Raw genomic sequence first — 25,094 nt, forward strand, 5'->3', positions numbered from 1 at the left:
CTGTGCGGAGTTTGAAATGTGGCCAACAGAGCGTAACCGAAGAGGCAAAGATCATGGCTTTCAGCTCCTAACATTTTTCATTTTCCCTGAATTTTACTCCCCTTTTAACTTTACTTTAAATCATTTACTTTAAACTTGTTAACAGGAGACATCCTGCCAAATTCCCCTTATTTTTGGTACGCTTTTCGAAAAATCAATTAATACATATTAAAATGAATATTAGCGCATTACAAAAAGAAAGGGCCAAATACCAGCCAAAACTCCCAAAATCTTTAAAAGGAGCAGTTAAATTGGTGGAAGGTGCCAAAACCGAATCGGTTGCCGATCAGAAAGAGATTGCAGCCTTATTCCCGAACACCTACGGCATGCCATTGATTTCTTTTGAAGAAGGAGGAAAAGCCACTGAAAAAGAGCCGGTTAACGTGGGTGTGATTTTATCAGGTGGTCAGGCTCCGGGTGGACACAATGTGATTTCCGGAATTTTTGACGGTATCAAAAACATTCATCCCGACAGCAAACTTTTTGGATTTTTAGGTGGTCCCGGCGGATTGGTCGATCATAAATATGTTGAACTGACAGCTGATATCATTGATGAATACCGCAACACCGGTGGTTTCGATATCATTGGCTCGGGTCGTACCAAACTGGAAGAAGAAGCTCAGTTTGACAAAGGTTTGGAAATTGCAAAAGACCTTAATCTGAATGCGCTGGTAATTATTGGTGGCGACGATTCAAATACAAACGCTTGTGTTTTAGCTGAATATTATGCAAAAATCGACGCAGGTGTTCAGGTAATTGGCTGTCCGAAAACCATCGACGGTGACCTGAAAAACGAAATGATCGAAACATCGTTTGGTTTTGATACGGCTACAAAAGTTTATTCGGAACTGATTGGTAACATTCAGCGTGATGCCAATTCAGCAAAAAAATACTGGCACTTTATTAAACTGATGGGGCGTTCAGCTTCTCACATCGGTTTGGAATGTGCATTAAAAACTCAGCCCAATATCACACTTATCTCAGAGGAAATTGCCGATAAAAAACTGACTCTGGGTGAAGTGGTTGATTATATGGCAAAAGTGGTTGCCAAACGTGCCGACAACGGCGATAATTTTGGTGTTGCGCTGATTCCTGAAGGTTTGATTGAATTCATTCCTGAAATGAAAGTGTTGATTTCAGAATTGAACGATTTGCTGGCTGAAGGAACTGAAACTGAAAAGGAATTCAAAATGTTGCGCAAAAGCCACAGAAACGAGTGGGTTGCTTCACATTTGACTGAAATTTCTTCCAGCGTTTTCCGCTCATTGCCCGATGGAATTGCCACTCAGTTAACACTTGATCGTGATCCACACGGAAACGTTCAGGTTTCGTTGATCGAAACTGAAAAACTACTGGGTGAAATGGTAAGCACCCGTTTGGAAGAAATGAAAGCTGAAGGTAATTACGTTGGCAAATTCGGAACGCAGTACCACTTCTTCGGGTACGAAGGACGTTGTGCCGCTCCTTCGAACTTCGATGCCGACTATTGCTATTCTTTGGGTTACACGGCTTCTGTTTTGGTTGCTGAAGGAAAAACCGGTTATATGGCATCGGTTAGAAATACTACTGCTCCGGCTGATCAGTGGATCGCGGGAGGTGTTCCGGTAACTATGATGATGAACATGGAAAAACGTCACGGACACATGAAACCTGTAATCCAGAAAGCTTTGGTGGAACTGGAAGGCGCTCCATTCAAATACTTTGTATCCAAAAGAGGAGAGTGGGCATACAATACCAACTTTGTGTATCCTGGTCCAATCCAGTATTTCGGTCCTGCAGAAGTTTGTGACCTTACCACAGAAACATTGAAATTTGAGCAAAACAAGTAAGACTCAATTCGATAATATAACAGAAAGGCTGTTTGTCCGTCATATGACGGACGGATGGCCTTTCTTGTTTTTGCACTGTTTCAGAAAAATTCAAAAACAATAACGGAGATGTATTATTTCGGGAGTTTTCTGCGTTATAGAGATGTATTAAAAAGCAAAGAATATGAATAGATCGTTGATTGCAGTTGCATTGTTATTGATAGCAGTCTCTTGTCAGAACTATAAAAAAGATGCCGTAAAGCTGACGCAGGAGAGAGACAGTATTGCGAAGGAGGCCGAACTAAAAGACTCGGCGATGGTGGGTTATCTCGAAGATTTCAATGAAATCATGAATACGCTCGATTCCATCAAAACAATGGAAAAACTGGTGACCGTTAAAGCTGCGGAGCAACGCGAGATGAGTTACAGCCGGAAACAGGCGATACTGGAGGATGTGGCTTTGCTGAATGAGATGCTGCAGCAGAATAAAGAAAAGGTTGAAGCGCTACAGAAGAAGCTGAATAATGCCAATTATAAAGTGGGGAAGCTAAACTCGACTGTACGCGAGCTCGAACGCCTGGTGAGTAGTTTAAAAAAGCAGATTGATGAGAAGGATGAAGAAATTGCCCGTTTGAATATGGATGTTCAGAACCTGAGCCGCGATGTGATCCAGTTGAATGAAAAGATTGCAGAGATGGAAACCGAGAGCCAGGAAAAATCGAATACCATCGACATGCAGGTGAACGAACTGAATAAAGCTTTTTTTGTAATTGGCAGCTTCAAAGAACTGGAAGAAAGCGGTGTAATTGATCGCAGTGGCGGCTTCCTGGGAATCGGCAGGACATCGGAAGTAAAAGAGGATTTCAACAAAGAAGTTTTTACGCCCGTCGATATTCGCGATTTCAGCTACATCCCGTTAAATACCAAAAAGGCGGAGGTAGTAACGGTGCACCCGGCGGGTTCGTTTCATATTTCGGGGGCAAAAACAGCCGACACTTTGTTTATCGACGACCCAGGTACTTTCTGGAATGCATCGAAATTCCTGATTGTGGAAACCAAATAAAGCCTGCTGTTTTAGTTCGATTCAGAAGCCCGGGTTCTCTGAATGTGGGTAGCGAAGCACAGCATTTGGCTGTTGATTATTACCTTCATTTCGCAAGTATTTTTATTTCACGCCGATTGCGCTGATTCCCGCAAAAGTGATTTCACTCAATGGTTGAAATCACTTTCAGCGTAAATCTGCGTTATCTGTGTGCCGTTCAATTCCGCTTACGGAATTAAGGTATAAGTCAAATCAATGTGAGAAAGAATAGTAGTTGTGTTTCTACTCGTAAATCACGTCGTAGGGGTGTGGTTGTTTAGTTGATTGAGGAGCCAGACCATGTTGTCGGCCAGTGTACGGATGGTTTGCATGCCTTCAGCATCGTTTAGTACATCGCCGGGTTCGCGGCCTATGGCAAAGTTCCAGTAACTCGATCCGGGGACTATCATCTGATTGATCAAAAAGAAATTGTTGATGGTTTCAAAAGCATGAAGCGCGCCGCCACGGCGAACAGCGATAACACCAGCCCCAACTTTTCTTTTCAGCAGATGTCCGCCGGCTCGGGTGGCATAACCGGCTACATCGATCAGCGCTTTTATTTCGGTGGTAACATCGGCAAAATACACGGGCGAACCAATAATGATTCCGTCGGCTTCTATCATTTTTTCGATACACAGGTTCAGGTGATCGTTTTTTATGTGACACTTTCCGTCTTGCTTTTCCTTGCATTTTGCGCAAGCTGTGCAGCCGTGAACGGGTTTATTGCCCAATTGTATCATTTCGGTTTCAAAACCTTCAGCTTCAAAGATCCGGAACATCTCGTTGATTAAAAGTGCTGTGTTGCCGCTTTTGCGCGGACTCCCGTTTATGGCTAGTATCTTCATGATTAATGCTTAAATGCTTGAATGCGTTAATGCTTTAATAGTTCTGTCTCTCAATATGTAAGCTAATTGGTCATAAAATATCTGCAGGCTTTAGCTTATTCAATTTGTGCTGAATCACGGTAGTTTTGGTATTATTTCCGTTTTATCGTCTTACTGTAAGTGTATTGTTTTCAGTTGTTTTCAGTATTTTGGTATTTATGCATTTCAGCATTCATGCATTTTTTCTATTACTGATTAAAAGCAAACGAAATAATATTTGCTCCCATTTGCAGTGCTTTCTCCCGGAGTTCGGGAGGATCGTTGTGCACGGCTTCGTCTTCCCAGCCATCGCCCAAATCGCATTCGTAGGTATACAGACAAACCAGGCGGTCTTCAATGAAAATTCCAAAGGCCTGTGGCGGTTTGTTATCGTGTTCATGAATTTTGGGTATCCCGTTTGGAAAGTCGTATTTCTGATGAAAGATGGGGTGAGAAGGCGGCAATTCCACCAACTCTTTTTCGGGAAAGACCTTTTTCATTTCGCGACGGAAATATTCATCCATACCATAATTATCATCGGCATGTAAAAAACCGCCTCCTTCGAGGTAATGGCGAAGGTTCATCGCATCGCTTTCCGAGAAAATAATGTTGCCGTGTCCGGTCATTTCAACATACGGGAAGTTGAAAATTTCGGGACTACCCACTTCAATGGTCGATGGTTCTGCCTGGATGTTGGTGTTTAAGTTACGGTTACAATATTCAATGAGGTTGGGAAGCGCAGTGGGATCGGAATACCAGTCGCCACCCCCGTTGTATTTTAACAAGGCGATTTTTACCCCGCTGTTTTGAGCGTTGGCAGCCACCGCCAGAAAAATCAAACCGATTAATAATCTAAACCGCATGTTCTAATTTTTTCGAAAAATACAACACGAATCTGAAACCCGAAACTATTCCTTCAATTTTTAAGAGACATAGCAGAGGTGTTTCTGTTCCTCTGCCAATCAGTTGCAAAGTTCCTGAACGATGAATAAATCGTAGTGTTTTTGGGAAAAAGGATAATCCCAACAACCCATTCGGTGAAACAAATCGCCCCCGAACCCTTTTTTGTAAATATGAATCCCGTGCAACGGATGACTTTGGTTGATGTTGGGAGCCGATCCAAACATATCGTATTCGGAGCAGCCCCAGTTCTTCGCCATTTTTATGGATTCCCACTGCAGGGCATAGCTGGCCAAAATGTTTTGTTTATTGGTGGCTGAGGCTCCGTAAAGATAAGTGCCGCGCTTGTGCGACAGCGCCAAAAACATTGAGGCCATGTATTCTCCTTCCCAGTCGGCCATTAGCATTTTTACCTTCACCCCTTTTTTGTTGTTATCCTGTTTTTTAAGGATGTTCAGAAAATACTGTTCGTTTTGCAAGGGCAGCTTGTGCCGAAGCGCTGTATCGTAATACAAACGGTACCATTCGCTGATGTGTTCGACACCGTATTCCTGAATTCTGATGCCCTGATTCAGCGCCCGTTTTACATTGTAGCGGGTGTTGTAACGCATGTTCGACAAAAGCGTATCTTCCTGCTGGGTGAGATACAGAAAAAACGTATTCTTGGGGAGAATGTCGCTCGGGCTTTTTTTCAGTCTCCAGTTGATGGTTTTATAATTTACCCTGAATTCCTGAACCTGCTCATCGGGTGGCCCGGTCCAGTTTCCCTGGGCATCAAAATAATCGTCATCGGCCGACCACTGGTTTTGCCACGCCAGGTCGTAGCGGATGAAAATACAGTTGTGCGGAAGATAGGGTTTGATGGTTTCCGACAGTTGTTCCAGGAAAACACCCTGGTTTTCGAACTCCGGTTCCAGTTCCGGACCGTATGGAACATAGGCAAAACAATGGGTGGCATCGATGTATTTGATGAGTACCAAAAGATCATCGCTCTCACTTCCCAACACATCGCCATGGCTGAAAAGTGTATCCTTTGACACTGAAATTTCAAATCCTTTGGGTTGAAAGCCTTGCTTATCCTTTAATCTTCCCCAGAAAGGTGTTTGAGAGAGAATGTTGCTTGGCTTAATCTCCTCAATATTTTTTTGAACAATCGTACAATCCATCTCCAAGATTTTGGGCAAAGCTATCCAATATAAAGAGGAATAAAAATTTAACCGCCAAAACCCCGGGGATTTCCGCATTGGTTACATACTGCTAACATTGTCCCCAAGAAGAGGGCAGAATTTGGAAGGAAAGAGGATTTATTGATCTATTGTTTCATGAATTTCATTAACGGAGTGATGAATTGATCAAAGCTTTCGATGTGGGGTAAATGGCCAATATTTGGAATTTCCACCAGCGTTGCGTTGGGAATGGCTGCCTGTGTTTGCTTTCCCAGATTTTCGTACAATCCCATTGTCTTTCGCACATCTTCCGAAACCAGTCCTTTTCCCAGGGCCGTCCGGTCGCGGGTGCCGATGATCAGCAGGGTAGGAGCCTGTACATTTGGAAATTCGTACAACACCGGTTGTGTGAAAATCATATCGTAGGTAAGCGCAGCATTCCAGGCGATACGCGAATAATCAGAATTTAATGTCCACCCCGCCAGCAGGTTTACCCATTCGTCGTATTCGGGCTTCCATTTTCCGTCGTAATAACTGGCCAGCTGGTAATCTTTTATTTGCTGATAGCCTTTTTTAAGTTCGTTTTCGTACCACCATTCCACCGGTTTGTAAGGTGCAACCAGTTTCCAGTCTTCCAGTCCGATCGGATTTTCAAGAACCAGTTTTTCAGCCGTTTCCGGGAACATCAACGCAAACCGGGTGGCGAGCATTCCACCCATCGAGTGCCCCAAAACTGCTGTTTTTGTCACATGCAGATAATCGAGCAGCATTTTCGTGTTGTTTGCCAGTTGCTGAAAGGTATAATGAAAATTTTCGGGTTTCGACGATTTCCCAAAACCAATCTGATCGGGAACAATCACCCGGAAACCCTCTTTGGTTAAGGCATCGATGGTGGTTTTCCAATAGGCGCCGTTAAAATTCTTGCCGTGAAAAAGTACGATGTTTTTCCCGTTGTAATTTTCGGGTTTAACATCCATATATGCCATTTTCAGGTTTTGCAGTTGTATGTTTAACTGCAGGTATTCAACCGGATAAGGATATTCGTAATTGGTAAGTTCCAAGTCGAGCCATTTCAACTGGTTCGACTGGGCCGTGGCAGATACCTGAATAAAAAGAAGAAAAATAATTGTGTTTAACGTCTTCATGGTGTTTTCGTATTAATTAGATTGAAACGAAAATCTACCATCAATGTTCAGGCTTTTTGTTTTAGTCGTTGGCCAGGTTTACAATGTGGCAGGCCACCACGCCGGCAGTTTCGGTCCGCAGGCGGGCATTCCCCAGCGAAATTTCGGTGAAACCGGCAGCTTTGGCACGTTCCACTTCTTCGGGGCTGAAATCGCCTTCCGGGCCAATCAGTATCAACACGTCTTTTCTCCGAGACACCAATTTTTGCAGATGTTGCTTTTCTCCGTCGTTACAGTGGGCAATGAATTTATCGCCCTGAAAATCTGTTTTGAGCAGGTCGTCAAACCGTGTCAGTTCACTGAGTTGCGGCAGATAGGCTTTTACCGATTGCTTCATCGCCGAAACCAGGATCTTTTCCATACGCTCGGGTTTTATCACCTTTCTTTCTGAATGCTCCGAAAGTAAGGGGGTGATCGTATCAATTCCTATCTCGGTACATTTTTCAAGGCACCATTCAAAACGATCGATGTTTTTGGTTGGAGCAATGGCCAGGTGTAAACTGAAATCCCGTTTTTCAAATTCTTTATGGGTTTCCAGGATAGAGATGGTGCAGCTTTTTGGGTGGTCGTCCACAATTTCAGCCAGGTAAAAGCCCCCTTTCCCATCTACAATCTGAACTTTATCGCCGTTGGTCAGACGCATGACTTTTACCGCATGTTTTGATTCATCGGTGTCGAGCGTGACTGTAGTTCCTGTTATTTCCGGAATATAAAAAAGCTGCATTTTTTCTCTCGATTTGTGATGGACACAAAAATAATCAAATCATGGTTTTATCTCTATCGTTTGGCAATGATCATCTTTTTGAATTAAAAGTTGTCCCGGGTATCGTCGCCAAATTTGAAAACCTTGTATAAATAGCCCACCGAAGGGAGAATGATAAGTACACCCACTACAAGAGCAATCAGCAAATACAGCTGGACTTTGTAGGGCGCACCTGCATTTTGCAGTGTAATATCGGGTCCATCTTTGATATTTACCAATACGGGAAACTGAATGGCAAACCAGCCGGTAACGATCATGGTGGTCTGGAAACCGCCAATTAGCCGAAGCATAACAACGTTGGGATGATTGAGGTATTTCCACAAAAAGGGCAGTGCGATGGTGGCCAGAACGATGGCAGCAATACTTACCGGCGACTGGATGAATTCAACCAGTAATCCGTGGCCTTCGAGTTTGGCCGTGAGAAAAACGAGCGCACCGGTAATCACCAATCCCAAAAGCAGGCGTTTGGTCACTTTGGCAAAGTAGCGGACGTATTTTTCATCTTTTATCTCGCTAACCGTAAAAATACCGGCGAGGAAGGCAAACAATAACACCAGGAACAAACCCATACTCATCGAAAACAGATTCATCCACGGGTGAATGTAAACCTGGTAAAAACCTTCGCGGTAGTCCATCGTAATTTCTCCCAGAATGATCCCTCCCAGTGTTACGCCTAAAAAGAAGGTGGTAAAAAGGCTGGAGTATTGAAAAATAACGGAATAAATCTTCATCGGGCGTTTCTCTTCTATGTCGTAATGCCGGAATGTAAAAGCCGATCCGCGCATGATAATGCCGATAAGTACCAGTAAAACCGGAATATGCAAAGCCGTTAAAACGGTGGAATAAACCGACGGGAAACCGACAAAAAGAATCACCACCACCAGGATCAGCCAAACATGGTTGGCTTCCCACACCGGGGCAATGGCTTTGGTAACAATGCTGGCTGCTTTTCCGCGGGTTAATAATTCAAGGATTCCGCCTCCGAAATCAGCTCCACCGAGCAAAACATACAAAAAGAGGCAGATGACCAGTATCAGAAAATTAAATTCAACCATTGGACAGATATTTAGCATGTAAAACTTTGATTTGGCGGCTCAACAGCCAGATAACCACAAAACTGAGGATGAGGTAAACCACCGATATGGTGTAAAATGTGTATTGAATGCCCGGCATCGGAGTCAGCGAATCTTTTGTTTTTATGATGCCGTAAATGATCCACGGTTGCCGTCCGACCTCGGTGACAATCCAACCGGCTTGCACCGCTATAAAGCCGAGCGGGGTAGCAGCAAACAACATTTTAAGCCACCATTTCTTTTCGAGCCAGTGTTTGTATTTGAATGTTCCGGCCAGGAAAATAGCCGCGATGAGCATCAAAAAGGTACCAATACCCACCATAATCTGGAATGAATAGTGCGTGATTGGCACGGGGGGCCATTCTTCTTTTGGAAACTGGTCTAAGCCGATGACTTCGGCGTTAAAATCGCCGTGTGCCAGGAAGCTTAAAAATCCCGGAAGTTTGATGGCGTATTTTACTGTTTCATTTTCCACATCGGGTATTCCGCCAATAATAAGCGGCGCTTTCGTCTGCGTTTCGAAATGAGATTCAAAAGCAGCCAGTTTGGCGGGTTGCAGCTTGGCTACATTTTTTGCAGCCAGGTCGCCACTGACAGGCTGAAGGATAGCTGCCACCGATGCAAATGCCAGGGCAATGGTGATGGCCTTTGCATGAATCTCAAGTTTATTCTTTAAATACAGAATGGCATGTACGCCGGCTACGGCAAACCCGGTGGCAGAGAAAGCTGCAATGGTCATGTGGTGTGCCTGAGAAAACCAGGCTTTGTTGAACATTGCCTTAACCGGATCGATGTTAAATGCCTGGCCGTCGATCCAGTCAAACCCGGCGGGTGCGTTCATCCAGGCGTTTGCTGATACAACAAATATTCCGGAAAGTACACCGGAAATTCCAACCACCAGCCCGGTGTACAGGTGTACCTTTTTATTCAATCGTTTCCATCCGTACAGGAATAAACCCAAGGCAATGGCTTCCACAAAAAAAGCCGTTCCTTCCCACGAAAAAGGCATCCCGAAAATGGGGCCGGCGTGTTCCATAAAACCGGGCCAGAGCATGCCAAGTTCAAACGACAGTACCGTGCCTGAAACGGCACCAACGGCAAAGAAAATTGCCACTCCCTTCGACCAGGCTTTGGCCAGATCGAGATAAACCGGGTTGTTGGTTCGCAACCATTTCCATTCGGCCACAAACATAAACCACGGCATAACCATGCCTATACAGGCAAAAATGATATGAAATCCGAGCGAAACCCCCATCTGCATGCGGGCAGCCATAAATGTATCCATGTTTTTATATTAATTGTTTGTAATTGTTTTCACTTTCATCAACAGTCCTAATTCATTTCGGTTTGCTGTAAAATCAAAAGTTAACATCCGGGCCCAATGTTGCCTGTGGCAATGTTTTGATAACTTGGATATTAAGGAACGAGAGGCGCAGTTCGAACAGAGTCAGATTTAACATTGGCCGGAAACATTAGCCGGCGCTTGCAGATTACTTCAACATTCGCGGCGCTAGATGAAAAGCGAGGGACCCGGTTCGGGCTTTTACCTCTTTCCAGTCGTCGATATCGAATTCGATTCCCACGGTTGAGGTGGTGGGCATATCGCCGTGAAACGAACGCAACAGATTGGCGGCGAAGTAGTAAAACCCCGGATTATGGCCAAAAAAGAAAACCGTTTGGGCTTCTCCTGGCAATTCCTGGATAAAATCGATAAAATCGCCCGTTGTCATCCCATCGTAAATGGCTTCCACTTCCCGGATATTATTCAGATCGAACCCCAGGTTTTCGGCAAAAATACGAGCCGTTTTTAAGGCCCTTTTGGCGGGGCTCGAAATGATTTGGTCGGGTGTTACTTTTCTGCGGTTTAATTCGGAACTCACCAGCGCAGCATCACTTTTCCCGCGATCCTGAAGATCACGGTTAAAGTCATCGTCGTAGCCGTAAGGAACGGCTTTCCCGTGGCGAACTATTACTACTCGTTTCATTTGTAGTTTGTTTAAGATGAAAGTTTTACGAGAAAAGCAGGCCCGCAGTTTACTTACGATTCGTTAAATCGTTTGGTAAACATCAATTTCGGCCGCGGCCAGTTCTACAATTTGGGGTACAATACCGGTAAAGTGCGGAGTATTGTTATGAAAATCAACAGCTTCCTGGTCTTTCCATTTCTCAATTAAACAATACACTGTTTCGTTATTCAATGCTTTATGGAGGACGTATTCAATGCATCCTGCCTCGGCCCTCGATGCCTTTCCCAATTCGTCGATCAATTTCAGGAACTCTGTTTCTTTTCCGGACTTTACCGTAAATTTGGCTACTATTGAAATCATATTTACAATTTTTGGTTATTTGATTTTTGGTTCAAACAAATTTAACTTAATTTATCGCAATAGAAAATACAGAGATGAGGCGCATCGGATTGTTATCAGACACACATGGTTTTATTCACGAACGGATTTTTACATTTTTTGAAAAGGTAGACGAGATTTGGCATGCCGGCGATATTGGCAACATTGAAACTGCTGACCGGCTGGCCGCTTTTAAAACGCTGAAAGCTGTTTACGGAAATATCGACGGACAGGATGTACGCATTGTTCATCCCATGCATCAACGTTTTAAATGCGAAGAGGTGGATGTGTGGATGACACATATTGGTGGTTACCCCGGGCGATACGAACGCTATGTAAAACCTGATATTTATACCAATTCACCCGATCTTTTTATCAGCGGGCATTCGCATATTTTAAAAGTGATTTACGATCAAAAACTCAATTTTCTGCACATCAACCCCGGAGCAGCAGGCTACAAAGGTTTCCACAAAGTGTGTACGGCCGTGCGTTTTGTCATCGACAGGAAAGAAATTCGCGACCTGGAAATCTGGCAAATTCCGAGAAGCGAGGCTGTACCTACTTTGTAAATGAGTAGGCTACCCAGTTGTTTTTTACTTTGAAGCCGGCGTCTTTCAGCCCCAGACTTTCAGCCTTTGTTTTAATGGCCGACATGTCTTCCTTGTAAAATCCACTCATGATCAGGGTACCTCCGGCATTCAACACGCTGTTGTAGGCTGGCAGGTCGTTGAGCAATACGTTTCGCTGGATATTCGCAAAAATTACATCGTAAGTATCGGTCGACAATAATTTGGCATCGCCCAGTTTTACGTCGAGGTTATGAATGTTGTTGATCCGCGCATTTTCGAGACTGCCTTCGTACGACCACTTATCTATGTCGATGGCGGTAATCTTTTCTGCTCCTTTCATCGAAGCCAGAATGCCAAGTATTCCGGTTCCGCAGCCCATGTCGAGCACCGATTTTCCTGACATATCGTTCTGAAGGATCGATTCGAGCACGAGCGAGGTGGTTTCGTGGTTTCCTGTACCAAAAGCCATGTTGGGCTCAATCACAATCTCGTATTTCAGTTTTGGATATTCGGTGTGAAAAGGTGCGCGAACCACGCACTGGTCGGCAACCACCAAGGGTTTAAAATAGTTTTTTTCCCATTCTTCGTTCCAGTTCTGATCTTCAATTGTTTCCGATTTCACATCAAAACAAAAGTCTTCAGAAAACTCGTTCAGCACTTCGTTGAGCTGTCCTTTGTGGTAATTCGACTCCGGAATATAGGCTTCGAAACCTGCCGGGCTATCTACAAAACTATCAAAACCAATTTCGGCAAGCTGCGCTGTTAATACTTCGCGTAGCCATTCTTGAAAGGGGGTGATTTCGATGCTTACCTTTTTGTAGTCCATGGGAAAAATTTTTTGTGAAGGTATAAAAAAAACAGCCATCCGATTATCGAACGACTGCTACTATTTTTGCTTTTTCTTTCTATTTGAAAAATTTGTTTGGAAAGAAATTTACCGCTAAAAAACCATAAATTCCTGTGATGCAAACAATCACCAAATCAAGTATCTGATTGGAAGGTTTTTCGTTCCGTTTACGGATAATCATAAACTGAACCAGCGCAAGAAACAGGCTCACCGCAATCCAGTAATACGAACCACTTGCTTTGCAATAAAAGTTGATGTATTCTGAATTTTCATCTGTCATGCTTAGTTGAGCCGGGAACAACGCTGCGGCGATTTGTCCTTCTTTACGTTCGCTTTGAACCGGCCAGCTTTCAGCATATTCATTCACCGGATTGAGATCGCGGTCGAAAATATGTGAACGCGTAAAACCTTCACCTAAAACCTGCACATCATAATTGAGCAAATTGCCCCAGATTCGTATTTCGTACAAATCAGGATTGACGTCATCAACCGGGAAGCGTTCCAGCAAATAATCCCACTGCGTTAATCCGTACAGGTGATTGTCTTCAGAAAAAAGATAGGCATAATAGAGCTTGTCGGCATCGTCGACACATTGAATCGTTTTGAATTTCAATCCTTCAGGCAGATCTACCTTCCGTACAAAAGGTTTTCCTTTTATCATTTTTACATGAAAAAGCTGATCGGCAGAATCGACAATCAGGTAACCTTCGTCGCACGATTTCAGGTTGGTGGGTATCCCGTTAATTGAAGTTGCCGGAAATTTAAAACCACGGTTGTATAAAACGGCTGAAAACATGCGGCTTTTTTCTTCGTTGATTTGATTGGTTGCGGCATCGATAAATTCCATTCGCCAGTTAATCCGGAAAAAGTCTTCGGGCATTTCGAGGGTTGCACGTCCTGATTGCGACTCAAACAGCGGGTAAAGCGAGGGGCGGGGAGTGTTAACATCCTCTGGTTTCAAATTAAAATTCGACTTGTATTTGCTGATCTGGTGCGGATCCATTTCAACACCGTTCAGCGAGTCGGGCAGGTTTTGATTCATCAGCAACTGGCGGGTGTACATAAACGGAAGTTTGGCTTCGTATTCTTCGCGTGTAAATGTTTCACCTTTGGTGTTGGTAAAGCCTTTGTCTTCACCGGTTCGCATGATCATAAAATCGTGATCGACCGCACTGTACTGGATAAAGGGTTTTTTGATGGGTTGGGCAAAAGCTATCCAATAAAGTTTTGGAAGGACAATTGCAAACCCGATAATTGCAACGAAGACCAATACGTATCTACTAATTTTTACCATTTTACATTTCTCCTTTTCTAAAGCGGTAACCCGAGAACAACAATGCGATACTTAATAAGATTGTAAGAACAGCCAGACTCAGGTTGACCGGCTGGTAGGCTGCGGCCGGGCCGTTTTCGAAATACAAAGGAATTATTGTAGCTGCTGTGAGCACATACAAAAAACGGTATTTCCAAACCGGTTCCAAAACAATAAGCGCAAGCAGGTAGTAACCCGCAAAACCCGCCAAAAACCATGGTGCAAGTGAAACAAGAGCCGGAGCAATAATGTCTGTCGGAAAATAAAAAGCTGCAATTCCGGTAAACAGTAGTGTGAAAACAAGGTAAGCAGCCAGTAAAATAGCGGTGCCGAAACTCATCATGGTAAGAAGTATCTTGTTTTCGTTCACCGGAAGATGAAAGGTGAGTTTGATGCGTTTGTTCACCGTTTCGGGGAAATACTGGGCAATCGCCACGAGCAGACCACCGGCAAGGGGAATGAACTGAAGCGATCGGTAAAAATTCAGTTTTTTAAACAGAATCAGGTACCAGTAATTATTGGTCTGGTTAAAGGTGGTGTCGTGTTGCACTTTCAAAAAAAGATAGCCAACCACCAGTATTCCCAGCAGGGCATAAACGATGGCAAACCATCTGACTTTTAGCCATTCTTTATATATAACTGATTTCCACATCGTGCTAATATTTTCCGGTTAAACCAATAAAGGCATCTTCCAATCCCATTTCCACATTTTGAAATGCCTGGTACTTAATCCCGTTTTTTTCCAGGAAACTCTTTACAAATTCTTCCGATTCGTAAGTGTAAATCTCAAGCTTGTTGTGTACTTTTTCGATGTTCACCACAAAATCCTCGTCTTTCAGGCTGATGGACGGATCTTCCAGTTCGAGGTAAAATTGTTTGAAGGAGCGCATAAAGTCGTTCACGTTTTGCTGGGCCAGCACCCGGTTGTAATCCATAATCAATACATCGTCGATCAGTCGCTCCATATCCTGGATAATGTGCGAGGTGGTGAAAATGGTTTTCTTTTTGGCCTTAGCATATTCACGCAAATAATCGATAAATAATCGGCGGTAACCCGGATCGAGCCCCATCGAAAAATCATCCAGAATCAACAGGTCAGGGTCTTGTGCCAGAATCAAACCCAGCGCCACCTGCGATCGTTGTCCGCACGACATGGTCGAAATTTTTTGTTTGGGTGTAACTTTCAGTTTCGACATCAGTTCCCAGTACGGTTCGGGATTCCAGCTTTCGTAAAAGCCCGAATAGAACTTTTCGATCTGGTGAATATTCATAAACGCATACTGAATATGGCCCTCGATAAGAAAGCCAATGCGCGCCTTGTTTTGAGGAGTGAGGTGCTGAGTGTTTTCCCCGTAAATGAGGCACTCGCCGCTGCGTGGCTGCAGAAAACCATTTAAAATATTGATGGTCGTGGTTTTCCCGGCACCATTTTTTCCCAATAATCCCAGTATGCTTCCTTCTTCTACATGGAAATTCAGGTCTTCATACACCATTTTTTTCCCGTAGTAATGGGTGAGGTTTTTGCATTCTATCGCGTATGAACTCATGTTTTGTTAATCGTTGATTGCTAGTTGTATGTTTGTTCTGTTTTGTTCCCGGTCAGCTGTCATTTTAGATAAGCGTTTCGTATAGTCGATACCCAAATACAGTTGCATGGGTTGTTGGTACATTTGGATTATCGTTTAATCATTTCAGGTTGATTTGTCTGCTTTGGTTTTTATTTACAATATATGATATAAGGTCTAAAATATAAATCCAATTTTAGTGGTTAATATATCTTGTTGGGTTCCGAGGTTGGTCGTCTCCCAATGATCAAATCCTATTTTGATAAAGAGCTCGTCGGCAATATCGGTTTTGGGTAAATTCAATTCACAATTGACCATTAATGAAACCATTACCCAATCAGAAGTATAAAAACTGAAGTCGTTTAAATACACATTTTTATTTTGTTTTATGGTTGCATCGCTGGCAAGGTTTATTTCGCGCGAAAGATTGTACTTGTATTTTATCTCCATTTCCGGAGCAATACTAAAAGATGGCGCATTGAAATTCCTGATGAAACTAAAGCCACTTTCAATATTCGAATATTCGGCATTAAACACTTCAGGGATGTAATAGTATTTTTCCCTGTTAATTTTAATGGCAGAGTAGACCGACCCTAACCAATTCATTTTTTTTGTTGCCTGAAACCTCAAAAAATCGAAATTAAGCTTTGCTTGATATATCTGCCGGTTAAATTTCAGGTTTTTAGAAAGCGTAATATATTCGACGAAGTTATCGTCATTTACTGCCTGCTGCTGATTATACTCAATGCCATCTCCATTAAAATAGGAGCCATTAAATGAAAGTTTCTGAATCGACCGTTGATTTTCTTTTGTAAGTTGCTGATTAAACTCAATTTTGTAGCTTTTCCAATCTCCTCCGGCTGATTTTTTATTATTGTTTTTTCCATCACTAAGCTTCTCGAGGCTGTAATTCGCGTTAATCTCGGTGAGCGACTTTAAATTCCTGATGGAAGTTTCAACCTGCATACCACCAGAATAGCTGTTTTGCGACTGAAACCGATAATAAGCTTGGGCAGTCTCGGAGGAGTAAAATCCTAATCCTTTAAACATAAAGTAGGTCGGATCTGTGTCGTTGGTAACAATTTGTTTGTATTCAATATCTTCCTTTCTGTTCCGAAATCCCAGGTTTATGCCAAGCTTTGTATTTTGAAGAAAAAAAATTACCGACGGACTTACCGAAAATTCAGTGACAATATTTTCCGGACGTGGATCTTTCTGTTTGGCAGCTACTCCAACTTTATATTCGGCCAACAATCCCGATGAAATATTTTCAGTTATTTTTTTTGCGATGCCTCCTGATAGATGAAAGCTTTCTTTGTGGTAATTGGCGCCCGACACTGAGTCTCCGATAATATAGGGAGTTTCTCGGTTAGGATCGAAAACGCCCACCCATAAATTCCCATTTTCGTCGCTGTTGCGGTATTCAAATTTTCCGTAGAAATAATTGTCTTTTAAATGCAGGTAGCTCTCCGAAAAGAGAGAATAGTTTTTTTGGTGTGACGGATTTCTGGTTAGATGGAAATCTCCATCGCTTACCTGATAACCGCCATAAACACGGCCAAGTTTTGATTTTGGATTAAATATTATGCCTGAAATGTTATTGCTGTTCAGCCAGGGGTTCTGCAATTCATACAATCTGAATGAATAGATAGAGTGAGTACTATCCTGCGACGTATTTGCCCATACATTTCCAGCGAAACATAGGGCCGAGAAAAGCAGGAATATGGTTTTGAACTTTGTCATTCAGGAAAAACAATTGAAAATCTGCCTCTGCAATACAGAGGCAGATTTATCTATCATATAAATTATTGTTCAGCAACGGTTGGATTAACGCCGGGCGTGGGAACTAAATCGTGAAGAAAATCTACGGACGAGTTATTGGTGTCTTGATATATAACCCTTCCATTAACAATCATTTTTGCTTTTCTTCTAACGGATTTCGAAGAGAACGGTCCCGCTTCAACATAAGTGTATCCGGCATCCAATTCAGCAGGAAGGCGTTTATAAATCTCTGGCGCATCAAATTTAGCTAATTCAACCGCATCAATTACATAATCCCGGTCAATTAGCATATATTCAGTTGATTGACTGCTGCCGGGTTTTATCATAAAATTATTCGCATCCGCCACATAGCTTTCCCAGCTGTTTGGAAATCTGAAAAGCACAATTGCTGGTCCCAAAGTAGAGATAACCCAGTCTGCCATTATCGTTGAAGTAGTATAGACCACAGTAAGATTTGGAACCGAAGAAGCATCGAGATCTTTGCCCGAAGACTCAACATAGGTTTCCCAGTCAGCCGAACTTAGATCAACAGGAGAATTTGGATTTCCATTTTCATCGGTAATGTGGTTAATCCCGTCTTGGGCGATTACAATATTCTGCCCGGGATAAACTGGGTGATCGGTTCCGTTTCCCGGCACTATCCAGGTATGGAAAGCTAAGGGCAGACGCTCCATAAGAGAACCATCTTCATTAACCCAAACGGTGAGTTTGGATGTAGTGGTATGATCCAGTACGGCGAGGCAAAGCCCGTCAGCATAAAGGGTGTCTCCAGAGTTGTTGTAAATTTCAAAAAACTGGTCAGAACTGTAAGACTTTCCTTCCGGAGTCTTCGAAGATACATAATAAATTTCCTTGAAAATAAACCCACCTGTATTATCGGCAAGAATCAGGTTCATATCCACCATCGATTCCATCAGTAAGCTGTAATTGGAAATGGCTCCGTTGAAGGTATATTCCTGATTGTCATCTCCGGTAACTGAAAACACAGTGTTAAAGTTGTATGTTCCCTCAACTAATTCAAAAGTAACTGTGCCATTGGGAGTTGCCACAACTGATGTGACTCTCGATGTATTGGTGTTTGTGGCGGTAACTGTCACGTCTCCCGGGAAATCGGCAGCAGTGAAACCGTCCGGATATACTATTTTTAGGGTCACAAGGTGGCTTGGGGCGATATCATCCTTTCCACAGTTTACTAGGAGTAAACTCAGCAGAAAGGTAAAAATTAGGCTTCCTTGTTTTTTCATATCGGTGAAAATTTATTGTTAAAGATATTTATAATTTTAAAATTAATTCAGCTCCAAAATAGGCTGGCTGGTTCATTCTTTGGTAAATTCCTGTTTTCGACAACTTTACCAACGGTCTTTGATTTAGTAAGTTATTGGCAAAGAACGAAAGGTTGGCATAATGGCCAAGTTCTTTGGTTAACTTTAGATTAATCTGCCAGCTAACAGGATAGGATTCCTGATCGAAATAATCACTATCGTATTTGGTTACCATGGTTGAATAAGGGGCAACAAACGAATAATCATTTTGCCAGTCATGGTACTGCATGTTCATGTCAAAAAAACCTATTGGATCTATATTCAGCTTTTTCCCATCATTCTTTTGGCCGTATAAGCGTTCTCCATTTTCTCCTATCGAATATGCCAGCGGATTTCCCTTGTTATCTTCCCAAAATGACTGAGACTTATCCATCCAAATGGTTTGGAGTGTGAAGGTGAAAATCATTTTCAAATCAGGAATGTGGGTAGTGGTTTTAAAATTGGAGTTAAAGCGTTGCGAAATCAGACCTTTGTTACCGGGAAGTATACTTGAAAAGGGATAATCACCTCCTTGGTAAGTTGAATATATGTAATCTGAAAATGGAATAACAGAAGAAGTTCTTTTTATAAAAAAATAGGCGCCGTCGATACTGAAATTTGTTTTAATTTGCTCTAATTGGCCAAAATTAGCCACGTACTCAATCCCTTTTTTATCGACGCTGTAATTATTTTCAGGGATATCAAAATATTCAAACCTTGTTTTTGATTCGAATCCAAGTATCTGAGGCGCTCCGTTATCGTTATAGATAATTTCTCCGTTTTCAAACACCGGAAAATAGCCTGGGCCCAAAGTGTGCCATTGTTTGTAATCCATGGTGTAATACTTACGACTCCAATTGAATCCGTTTCTGATTTTTTCTTTGAATCCGGTAACCATTAATTTTACTCCAAGAATGGAAATGTCGGCGCCCAGCTCCAGCTTATCATTGGTCATTGGTTTTAAATCAGGATTGGAAATTCCATCAAAAACTTTTGAAGTAATAACAATTAATTCGGGATAGTAGTTAAAGCTTATTCTATCAAAATACGCTTTGTCGGGATACAGAAATAACATGGCTGGAGTTTTGGAGGTTTTCCCGTAGCCAAAGTGAAAAGTAAGGTGCTGAACTGTTTTTTCCCGATTAAGTTTGATGATGTTGTAAGCCGTATTTATTCTGGGTTCAATGAAGGTATAACCATTTGTCGAAAATATTCCTTTGGGAAGCATATTGTTGTAGCGGAGGCCAAACTGTGTTGTTAACCGGGTTTCTCCGATTGGAATTACAAGTTCTTCTTCAACAAAAAGCGCTAATTTTTTATTGGCTGGAATATCATTAAATGCCCGGGGGCGGGTACTGATGCTACCCAACGGAGGACGTGTCAGATCGTATTGTCGGCCTTTTCCCTTATTCCCCGAAATACGCCAGTCGAAACCGTAAATCATTTTACTGCTCAGCCTGCCGATTTTCCAGCGTGAGTCCATATTAACGGTGGCAAAATAGTTATACGGTTTTCCGTCGATGGTTAATTCGGAGTAATAGCTCGAGGGTAATATGTCAGCTACAAATTCCCCGGAGGAATAAGAGGAGGGGACAGGAGTTGAGCTGCCTGAATTTAGCCGGTAATTGTAATAGTTTTGTTTCTTAAAACTACCTGAAAAGTTGTAGCTTATGTTTCCCAGCCACCATTTTTGAATCGCCCATTTCCCATATATTTTAAGGTCTAGGCCTGATTCTCTTTCCCTTTCTTTTTCCAATTGAAGTTGATCGGGATCATTTTTTTCATCATCAATCGTATGGAAGTATCCAAATTTAGTATTGATGCTCAATGGTTTATTTTGTTTGAAGAGGGTATTTGAATAACTAAGTTGTCCGGTAATTCTTTTGTAACTTTCTGCTGGTTTCCTTAGATCGTCATAAGAATGCGTGAAGTCGAAGTCGATGTTTGCAGCTCCCAGATTGTTGCCCGCTAAAAGGAAGCCTTTTGAAATGGCAGCTTGCTTAATATTGGGATCGGCTTTTACCTTTGCTTTCAAAGGTGTTTCTCCTGCCTTTGTTTTTACCAAAACTGCACCGGTGGTTAAATCTCCATACTTAACTGAAGGAATACCTCTGATGACTTCGATGGATTCAATATTGTCGGTTGAAATCTGTCTTAAGTCAACTCCTTGCCCGGCAGTGGAATAGGTTTGTGATGTCCCACCACGTGTGGTATTTAAGGTTTGCATATTTGCATCATTATCAACAGGTGTTCCATCAATAATAATAGCTGTACCTAATGCATCGTTGTCTGCCGGATCCTTTTGAGTATTTATGTCTCTTATTGAGATTTGATTCGTCTGCGACATATCAGGATTAAGCGTTATTTGCCCCGGAATAAGCTGCATTACATCGGCAAGGTTGGTTGCCTGAACGTGTTCTAATGCAACACCTTCTATTTTCGAAGATGTAGTTAAACCGGTGTTTTCCTTTGCAACAATAATAACTTCGTCCAGGCCCAAAGAAGTTACCTCTAAATTAATTCTGAAATCATAAATATTAGTTTGCAGGGTAAGCTGAATTTCATATTTCTCATATCCCAGACATGATGCCTGGAGGGTATATTTTCCTTCGGGGACATTCTCAAAAGTAAATTTACCGTTCATGTCTGAAGTCGTCCACCGGTTCAGTTCCAGAATTTGAAGGGCAACCAGTACTATTTTTTCCTTTGATTCCTTATTTTCAACTACTCCGGAAAGCTCATAATTCTTCTGGGCCATTGAAATGACAGGTAAATAAAGGAGGATTAGCAGTACAGTTTTACCAAGAGAAATTCTCATCATCTGAAATCAGAATTTTAATCTTTTGTAATTTCGTCACTAAAGTCAAACATATTAGGCACTTTCCCTGTGTTGCCTGACGAATAGGTAAGGCTCAAAGAGTCACTCAATAAAGCATTTTCCACGTTTATCGTATTGGTCATCGAATCTACAAATGTAATTACGACTTGTTCCCGGTAACTACTGTCGAGTTCAGTTTTGAATTCTACAATTCCGTCATCGTTCGACAAATGGCTGACAAGATAAGATATTCTGTTGTACACTGTTGTGTTTTTCCCCAGCGGAATTTTGTACGTGTTCAAAACATCGTCGGAGTAGGTGGAGCGATAATTAAAACTCCGTTTATAAGGTATGAAGAGGGAGTTGAGGTATTCACCCTTCGAAAACTCAAATAATTCGGGCTTACCAGCTACTTCGTATCCCAGCTTGTATGTGACTTTGTCACCGGTTTGGCTTTCCACGGTTAATGATTTTGATTCGATGATCGTTACTAAGGAATCGATATTTTCAATTTTGTTCGGAAACAGTATTTTGACCATCACCGGACAATCGAATTCCGAAATCATGCCAACAGCGTTGGTTTTGTAGTACAACAACAGGTTGAGGTATGAAAAATCCATGTCGTCGAAAAAATTATCGAGTCTGAAGGTGATGCCGTAAACCGTATCGATATCGGAAGAAACAGGACGAATGGTTTTCTTTTGCGGGGTAAACATTGCTTCCTGGATTTTTTCTTCGGTCAGGCGGCTGTCGTCGTATAAAAGTTTCACCTTATTGTGTTCCACAAAAGTTGCCACTCCGTAAATGCCGTCCAATTCTCTCATTTTGTTGGCAAAAGCCATGGAGCTGCCGTAGCATTTAATGTTTTTAAGGCCGGTTTGGGTAAATTCTGCCGCGCTACCCAGTTGTTCCGCATTTGCCCAGCGAAGATCGATGGTGGGAACTTCCCATACATTTCCAAGTGTGATGCCCAGCGCCACCAGCGCCACCAAAGCGATAACCGGCAAGCGTTTTAATTTCGGTCGTTGATTAATGGTGAGCGTTTTCTCTACCGGGCAAACCTCCAGACAATCGCCGCAAAGGTTGCAGTCAACATTGTTGACCACTTTTAAGCTGGCCACATCGATTGCCTGGTGACATTGATTGCTGCATAGCTTGCAGTTAATACAACTTCCGGTGCTGCGGGTAATTTTGGCTGCAGGTGTGAACCTGCTTTTTAAACCGCCTATTTCGATAATATAGCCTCCAATACAGGCTATTGCCAGGGGCCAGACATAGCTGATATTTATTCCTGCCTGCAGCAGTATTATGTATACGAAAAGGAGCGCAATAAAGAAAAGTGAGAATTTAAATAAATTGGAAATTGCTCCGAGCGGACAAAGGTATTTGCACCAAAACAGGCGTATAAAGATCGATCCGAATATCACCAAAGCAATGGCGCCAAGGGCATACATCAGCTCAACATCGCTGTTAAAACCTGAAGCCAGCGCAAAATATGGATCGAATTTTTTACAGAACAGTTCGTTGGATTGAAGGGTATAGTACAAGGTAACAAACAGAAGAATGTATTTTAACGAACGAAGTATTTTATCGGCGATTCCTTTAATGGTAAACCGAATTTTGAGTTTGTCGCCAAGCTTCCCCAGTGTCTCGCTAACGGTCCCGATGGGACACACATACGAACAGAAAAGCTTGCTGAATAGTAAAATCCCTGCAAAGAGGATAACTCCCATAACAATCTGGGCGCTGGTCATGGTACACGACAGAGCCTGGCTCAACAAATAACTGCCCAAGGCTTGTAAGCCTCCAAACGGACAGTAAGCTTCAAAATCGGGTGCTGTTATTTTGGTGAATCCGGGCAAAAAAGCGAGGATAAGAATGAAGGCTAAAATACCCCATTGAACGATCAGGCGAGGCCAGTTTGTATTTTTGGTTGTTGGTTTCATTTTAAGATATGGTGTTGAAGGATTTATCGGTGTTCCAAGTTCGTTTTTCGTTCGTTTCTTGTGGTTTAGCGAGTAGGAGCAGTGGCGACTTTCTTTAAAATATTAGGATTATGTCAATGATATTTCCGAATTTTTTAAATCAGTCTACTACTGCGATTCTATTACATCAATATTTAATGCTGGTAAAGTTTATCTCCGATTCTGGCAGGGGCTCATCTTTTGATGAGTTAACGGTTAATCTACCGTTGCCCTGTCTGATATCTTGTATATTTTCATTTTTTTCAGTGCGTCAACTGCTTCTTCGAAACTGAGATACAGATCGCCTTCGTTTTCGTCCCAGGTTTCACCTTTACTGATGCCCATTTTGGTACAGCCTTCCACTTCCACCAAACTAACGGTTTCAAGAGCCTTCATTTTGATGGCATCTCTACCCATTTGAACAACCTTTGCTTTCACCGGCTTTCCCTTTACCGGATTATCGTTCCCGTCAACCTGTACGACCAATCCGTAACAAATGGTTCCTTCTTTTACCCATTGCGGAATGTTAGCTCTGAGCTTACTGTTCATTTCCACTTTTTCTTCTTTATAGGTATAAGAAGCTATTTCTTCCGATTTTTTAGAAGCATTATGACAACTTGTGATTGAGAGGGTTATTATTAGACTAAGGAGTACGACCGGATACTTCATTCTGTAATTTTATTAACGAATAACAAGCTATGCCGCCTTATGCTTAAAAGACCAGAATCTGTTAAACATTTTGATCCTGTTGGCATTGTGTTGCTAAATTACAAATTAAGTCGTATAAACCTGCGTTATTGACAAATTTGTGTTACAGCTTTTTGTTAAGCAGGATGAATATTATGGGAATAAAAAAACCATGATCCAGTGAGTTACCGAATCATGGTTTTTGAGAATATTATTAAAGAATAATACCTTATTCTTAGAATCCTTTGATGATGCCGATAAAGTCTTCAGCTTTTAAAGCAGCGCCACCAATCAATCCACCGTCAACGTCTTTGTTGGCAAATAATTCCTGAGCGTTGCTGGGTTTGCAGCTTCCACCGTAAAGAATAGAAGTACCTTCAGCAATCTCTTCGCCGAATTTAGCAACAATGGCCGCACGAATGTTGGCGTGCATATCCTGTGCCTGTTCAGAGCTGGCAGTTTTTCCTGTTCCGATGGCCCAGATGGGTTCGTAAGCAATTACGATTTTCTTGAAATCTTCGGGTGACAGTTGGAAAACTGTTTCTTCCAGCTGGTTAACCACATATTCGTTGTGTGTTCCGGCTTCGCGAATTTCAAGTGCTTCACCACAGCAATAGATCGGAGTTAAACCGTTAGCCAGTGCTAGAGCTACTTTTTTATTCAGGATTTCACTGGTTTCGCCATAGTATTCGCGACGTTCAGAGTGACCAAGGATCACATATTCTGCGCCGGTTGATTTGATCATTTCTGCTGAAACCTCGCCGGTGAAAGCGCCTTTGGCTTCGGCAGCACAGTTTTGTGCCGAAACACCAATTCTCTTAGTGTTTACCGATTCAACCACTTTTGTAATGTGAGTGAAAGGAGTTCCGATAACTACCACTACATCGTCGGCAGCTTCTTTTGCTACTATCGCATCTACTGCTTTTGCCAGTTCGATACCTTCCTGCAAAGTAGTGTTGCATTTCCAGTTACCGGCTACTATTTTTTGTCTCATATTCTGATAAATTATTTAATAGATTAGAATTTT

The 25,094-nt window shown here is 42.4% G+C and carries 22 protein-coding genes; 3 read left to right on the plus strand and 19 right to left on the minus strand.

Annotated features, from left to right (window positions below):
- The first annotated feature begins 212 nt into the window (after nt 1-212).
- Nucleotides 213-1,868, plus strand: coding sequence for a diphosphate--fructose-6-phosphate 1-phosphotransferase (locus MR764_RS04595; RefSeq protein WP_247978221.1), 1,656 nt, complete (start codon nt 213-215; stop codon nt 1,866-1,868).
- A 163-nt stretch (nt 1,869-2,031) separates the two neighbouring features.
- Complete coding sequence (locus MR764_RS04600) at nt 2,032-2,910, plus strand: hypothetical protein (protein WP_247978222.1); 879 nt, start codon at nt 2,032-2,034, stop codon at nt 2,908-2,910.
- A 272-nt stretch (nt 2,911-3,182) separates the two neighbouring features.
- Here MR764_RS04600 and MR764_RS04605 read toward each other — a convergent pair whose 3' ends face one another.
- The 9 genes from MR764_RS04605 to MR764_RS04645 form a co-directional block, all read right to left on the minus strand.
- Nucleotides 3,183-3,773, minus strand: a complete 591-nt coding sequence (locus MR764_RS04605) for a flavodoxin family protein (RefSeq protein ID WP_247978223.1) — start codon at nt 3,771-3,773, stop codon at nt 3,183-3,185.
- A gap of 227 nt (nt 3,774-4,000) precedes the next feature.
- A complete protein-coding gene (locus MR764_RS04610; RefSeq protein WP_247978224.1) occupies nt 4,001-4,654 on the minus strand; it encodes a DUF4159 domain-containing protein in 654 nt (217 codons plus the stop codon).
- A 99-nt stretch (nt 4,655-4,753) separates the two neighbouring features.
- Complete coding sequence (locus tag MR764_RS04615; RefSeq protein ID WP_247978225.1) at nt 4,754-5,857, minus strand: peptidoglycan bridge formation glycyltransferase FemA/FemB family protein; 1,104 nt, start codon at nt 5,855-5,857, stop codon at nt 4,754-4,756.
- Nucleotides 5,858-6,003: 146 nt separating this feature from the next.
- Nucleotides 6,004-7,002 (minus strand): alpha/beta hydrolase, encoded by a 999-nt coding sequence (locus tag MR764_RS04620; protein ID WP_247978226.1) that lies wholly within the window; start codon nt 7,000-7,002, stop codon nt 6,004-6,006.
- 61 nt (nt 7,003-7,063) lie between these two features.
- A complete protein-coding gene (locus tag MR764_RS04625; RefSeq protein WP_247978227.1) occupies nt 7,064-7,765 on the minus strand; it encodes a 16S rRNA (uracil(1498)-N(3))-methyltransferase in 702 nt (233 codons plus the stop codon).
- An 83-nt stretch (nt 7,766-7,848) separates the two neighbouring features.
- Nucleotides 7,849-8,859, minus strand: coding sequence for a cytochrome d ubiquinol oxidase subunit II (locus MR764_RS04630; protein WP_247978228.1), 1,011 nt, complete (start codon nt 8,857-8,859; stop codon nt 7,849-7,851).
- Nucleotides 8,852-10,162, minus strand: a complete 1,311-nt coding sequence (locus tag MR764_RS04635) for a cytochrome ubiquinol oxidase subunit I (protein WP_247978229.1) — start codon at nt 10,160-10,162, stop codon at nt 8,852-8,854. The genes MR764_RS04630 and MR764_RS04635 overlap by 8 nt, the downstream gene beginning before the upstream one ends.
- Nucleotides 10,163-10,367: 205 nt before the next feature.
- A complete protein-coding gene (locus MR764_RS04640) occupies nt 10,368-10,862 on the minus strand; it encodes a histidine phosphatase family protein (protein ID WP_247978230.1) in 495 nt (164 codons plus the stop codon).
- 63 nt (nt 10,863-10,925) lie between these two features.
- Nucleotides 10,926-11,204 (minus strand): putative quinol monooxygenase, encoded by a 279-nt coding sequence (locus tag MR764_RS04645; RefSeq protein ID WP_247978231.1) that lies wholly within the window; start codon nt 11,202-11,204, stop codon nt 10,926-10,928.
- 74 nt (nt 11,205-11,278) lie between these two features.
- Here MR764_RS04645 and MR764_RS04650 point away from each other — a divergent pair, with 74 nt between their 5' ends.
- Nucleotides 11,279-11,791: a metallophosphoesterase family protein gene (locus MR764_RS04650; RefSeq protein ID WP_247978232.1), complete on the plus strand. Its 513-nt coding sequence runs from the start codon at nt 11,279-11,281 to the stop codon at nt 11,789-11,791.
- Here MR764_RS04650 and prmA read toward each other — a convergent pair.
- The 10 genes from prmA to tpiA form a co-directional block, all read right to left on the minus strand.
- The gene (prmA, locus tag MR764_RS04655; RefSeq protein ID WP_247978233.1) at nt 11,781-12,617 is read right to left on the minus strand and encodes a 50S ribosomal protein L11 methyltransferase; all 837 of its coding nucleotides are present in this window, start codon (nt 12,615-12,617) and stop codon (nt 11,781-11,783) included. The two genes, MR764_RS04650 and prmA, sit on opposite strands and share 11 nt — an antisense overlap.
- Nucleotides 12,618-12,696: 79 nt before the next feature.
- On the minus strand, nt 12,697-13,932 hold the full coding sequence (locus MR764_RS04660) for a DUF4857 domain-containing protein (protein ID WP_247978234.1): 1,236 nt from the start codon (nt 13,930-13,932) through the stop codon (nt 12,697-12,699).
- A gap of 1 nt (nt 13,933) precedes the next feature.
- Nucleotides 13,934-14,602, minus strand: coding sequence for a hypothetical protein (locus MR764_RS04665; RefSeq protein ID WP_247978235.1), 669 nt, complete (start codon nt 14,600-14,602; stop codon nt 13,934-13,936).
- Nucleotides 14,603-14,606: 4 nt separating this feature from the next.
- Nucleotides 14,607-15,497 carry an ABC transporter ATP-binding protein gene (locus MR764_RS04670; RefSeq protein ID WP_247978236.1) on the minus strand — a complete coding sequence of 297 codons (891 nt, stop codon included), beginning with the start codon at nt 15,495-15,497 and terminating at the stop codon, nt 14,607-14,609.
- Between the two features lie 195 nt (nt 15,498-15,692).
- A complete protein-coding gene (locus MR764_RS04675) occupies nt 15,693-17,258 on the minus strand; it encodes a DUF6850 family outer membrane beta-barrel protein (RefSeq protein WP_247978237.1) in 1,566 nt (521 codons plus the stop codon).
- 62 nt (nt 17,259-17,320) lie between these two features.
- Nucleotides 17,321-18,541, minus strand: coding sequence for a DUF4876 domain-containing protein (locus MR764_RS04680; RefSeq protein WP_247978238.1), 1,221 nt, complete (start codon nt 18,539-18,541; stop codon nt 17,321-17,323).
- A gap of 28 nt (nt 18,542-18,569) precedes the next feature.
- On the minus strand, nt 18,570-21,419 hold the full coding sequence (locus MR764_RS04685; protein WP_247978239.1) for a carboxypeptidase-like regulatory domain-containing protein: 2,850 nt from the start codon (nt 21,417-21,419) through the stop codon (nt 18,570-18,572).
- 14 nt (nt 21,420-21,433) lie between these two features.
- A complete protein-coding gene (locus MR764_RS04690) occupies nt 21,434-23,362 on the minus strand; it encodes a 4Fe-4S binding protein (RefSeq protein ID WP_247978240.1) in 1,929 nt (642 codons plus the stop codon).
- 234 nt (nt 23,363-23,596) lie between these two features.
- A complete protein-coding gene (locus MR764_RS04695; protein ID WP_247978241.1) occupies nt 23,597-24,049 on the minus strand; it encodes a hypothetical protein in 453 nt (150 codons plus the stop codon).
- Nucleotides 24,050-24,302: 253 nt separating this feature from the next.
- Entirely contained in the window at nt 24,303-25,061 is a 759-nt protein-coding gene (gene tpiA, locus MR764_RS04700; RefSeq protein ID WP_247978242.1) for a triose-phosphate isomerase, read from the minus strand.
- Nucleotides 25,062-25,094: the final 33 nt, after the last annotated feature.

It is taken from the genome of Maribellus sp. YY47 (assembly GCF_023111095.1).
GTDB lineage: Bacteria > Bacteroidota > Bacteroidia > Bacteroidales > Prolixibacteraceae > Draconibacterium.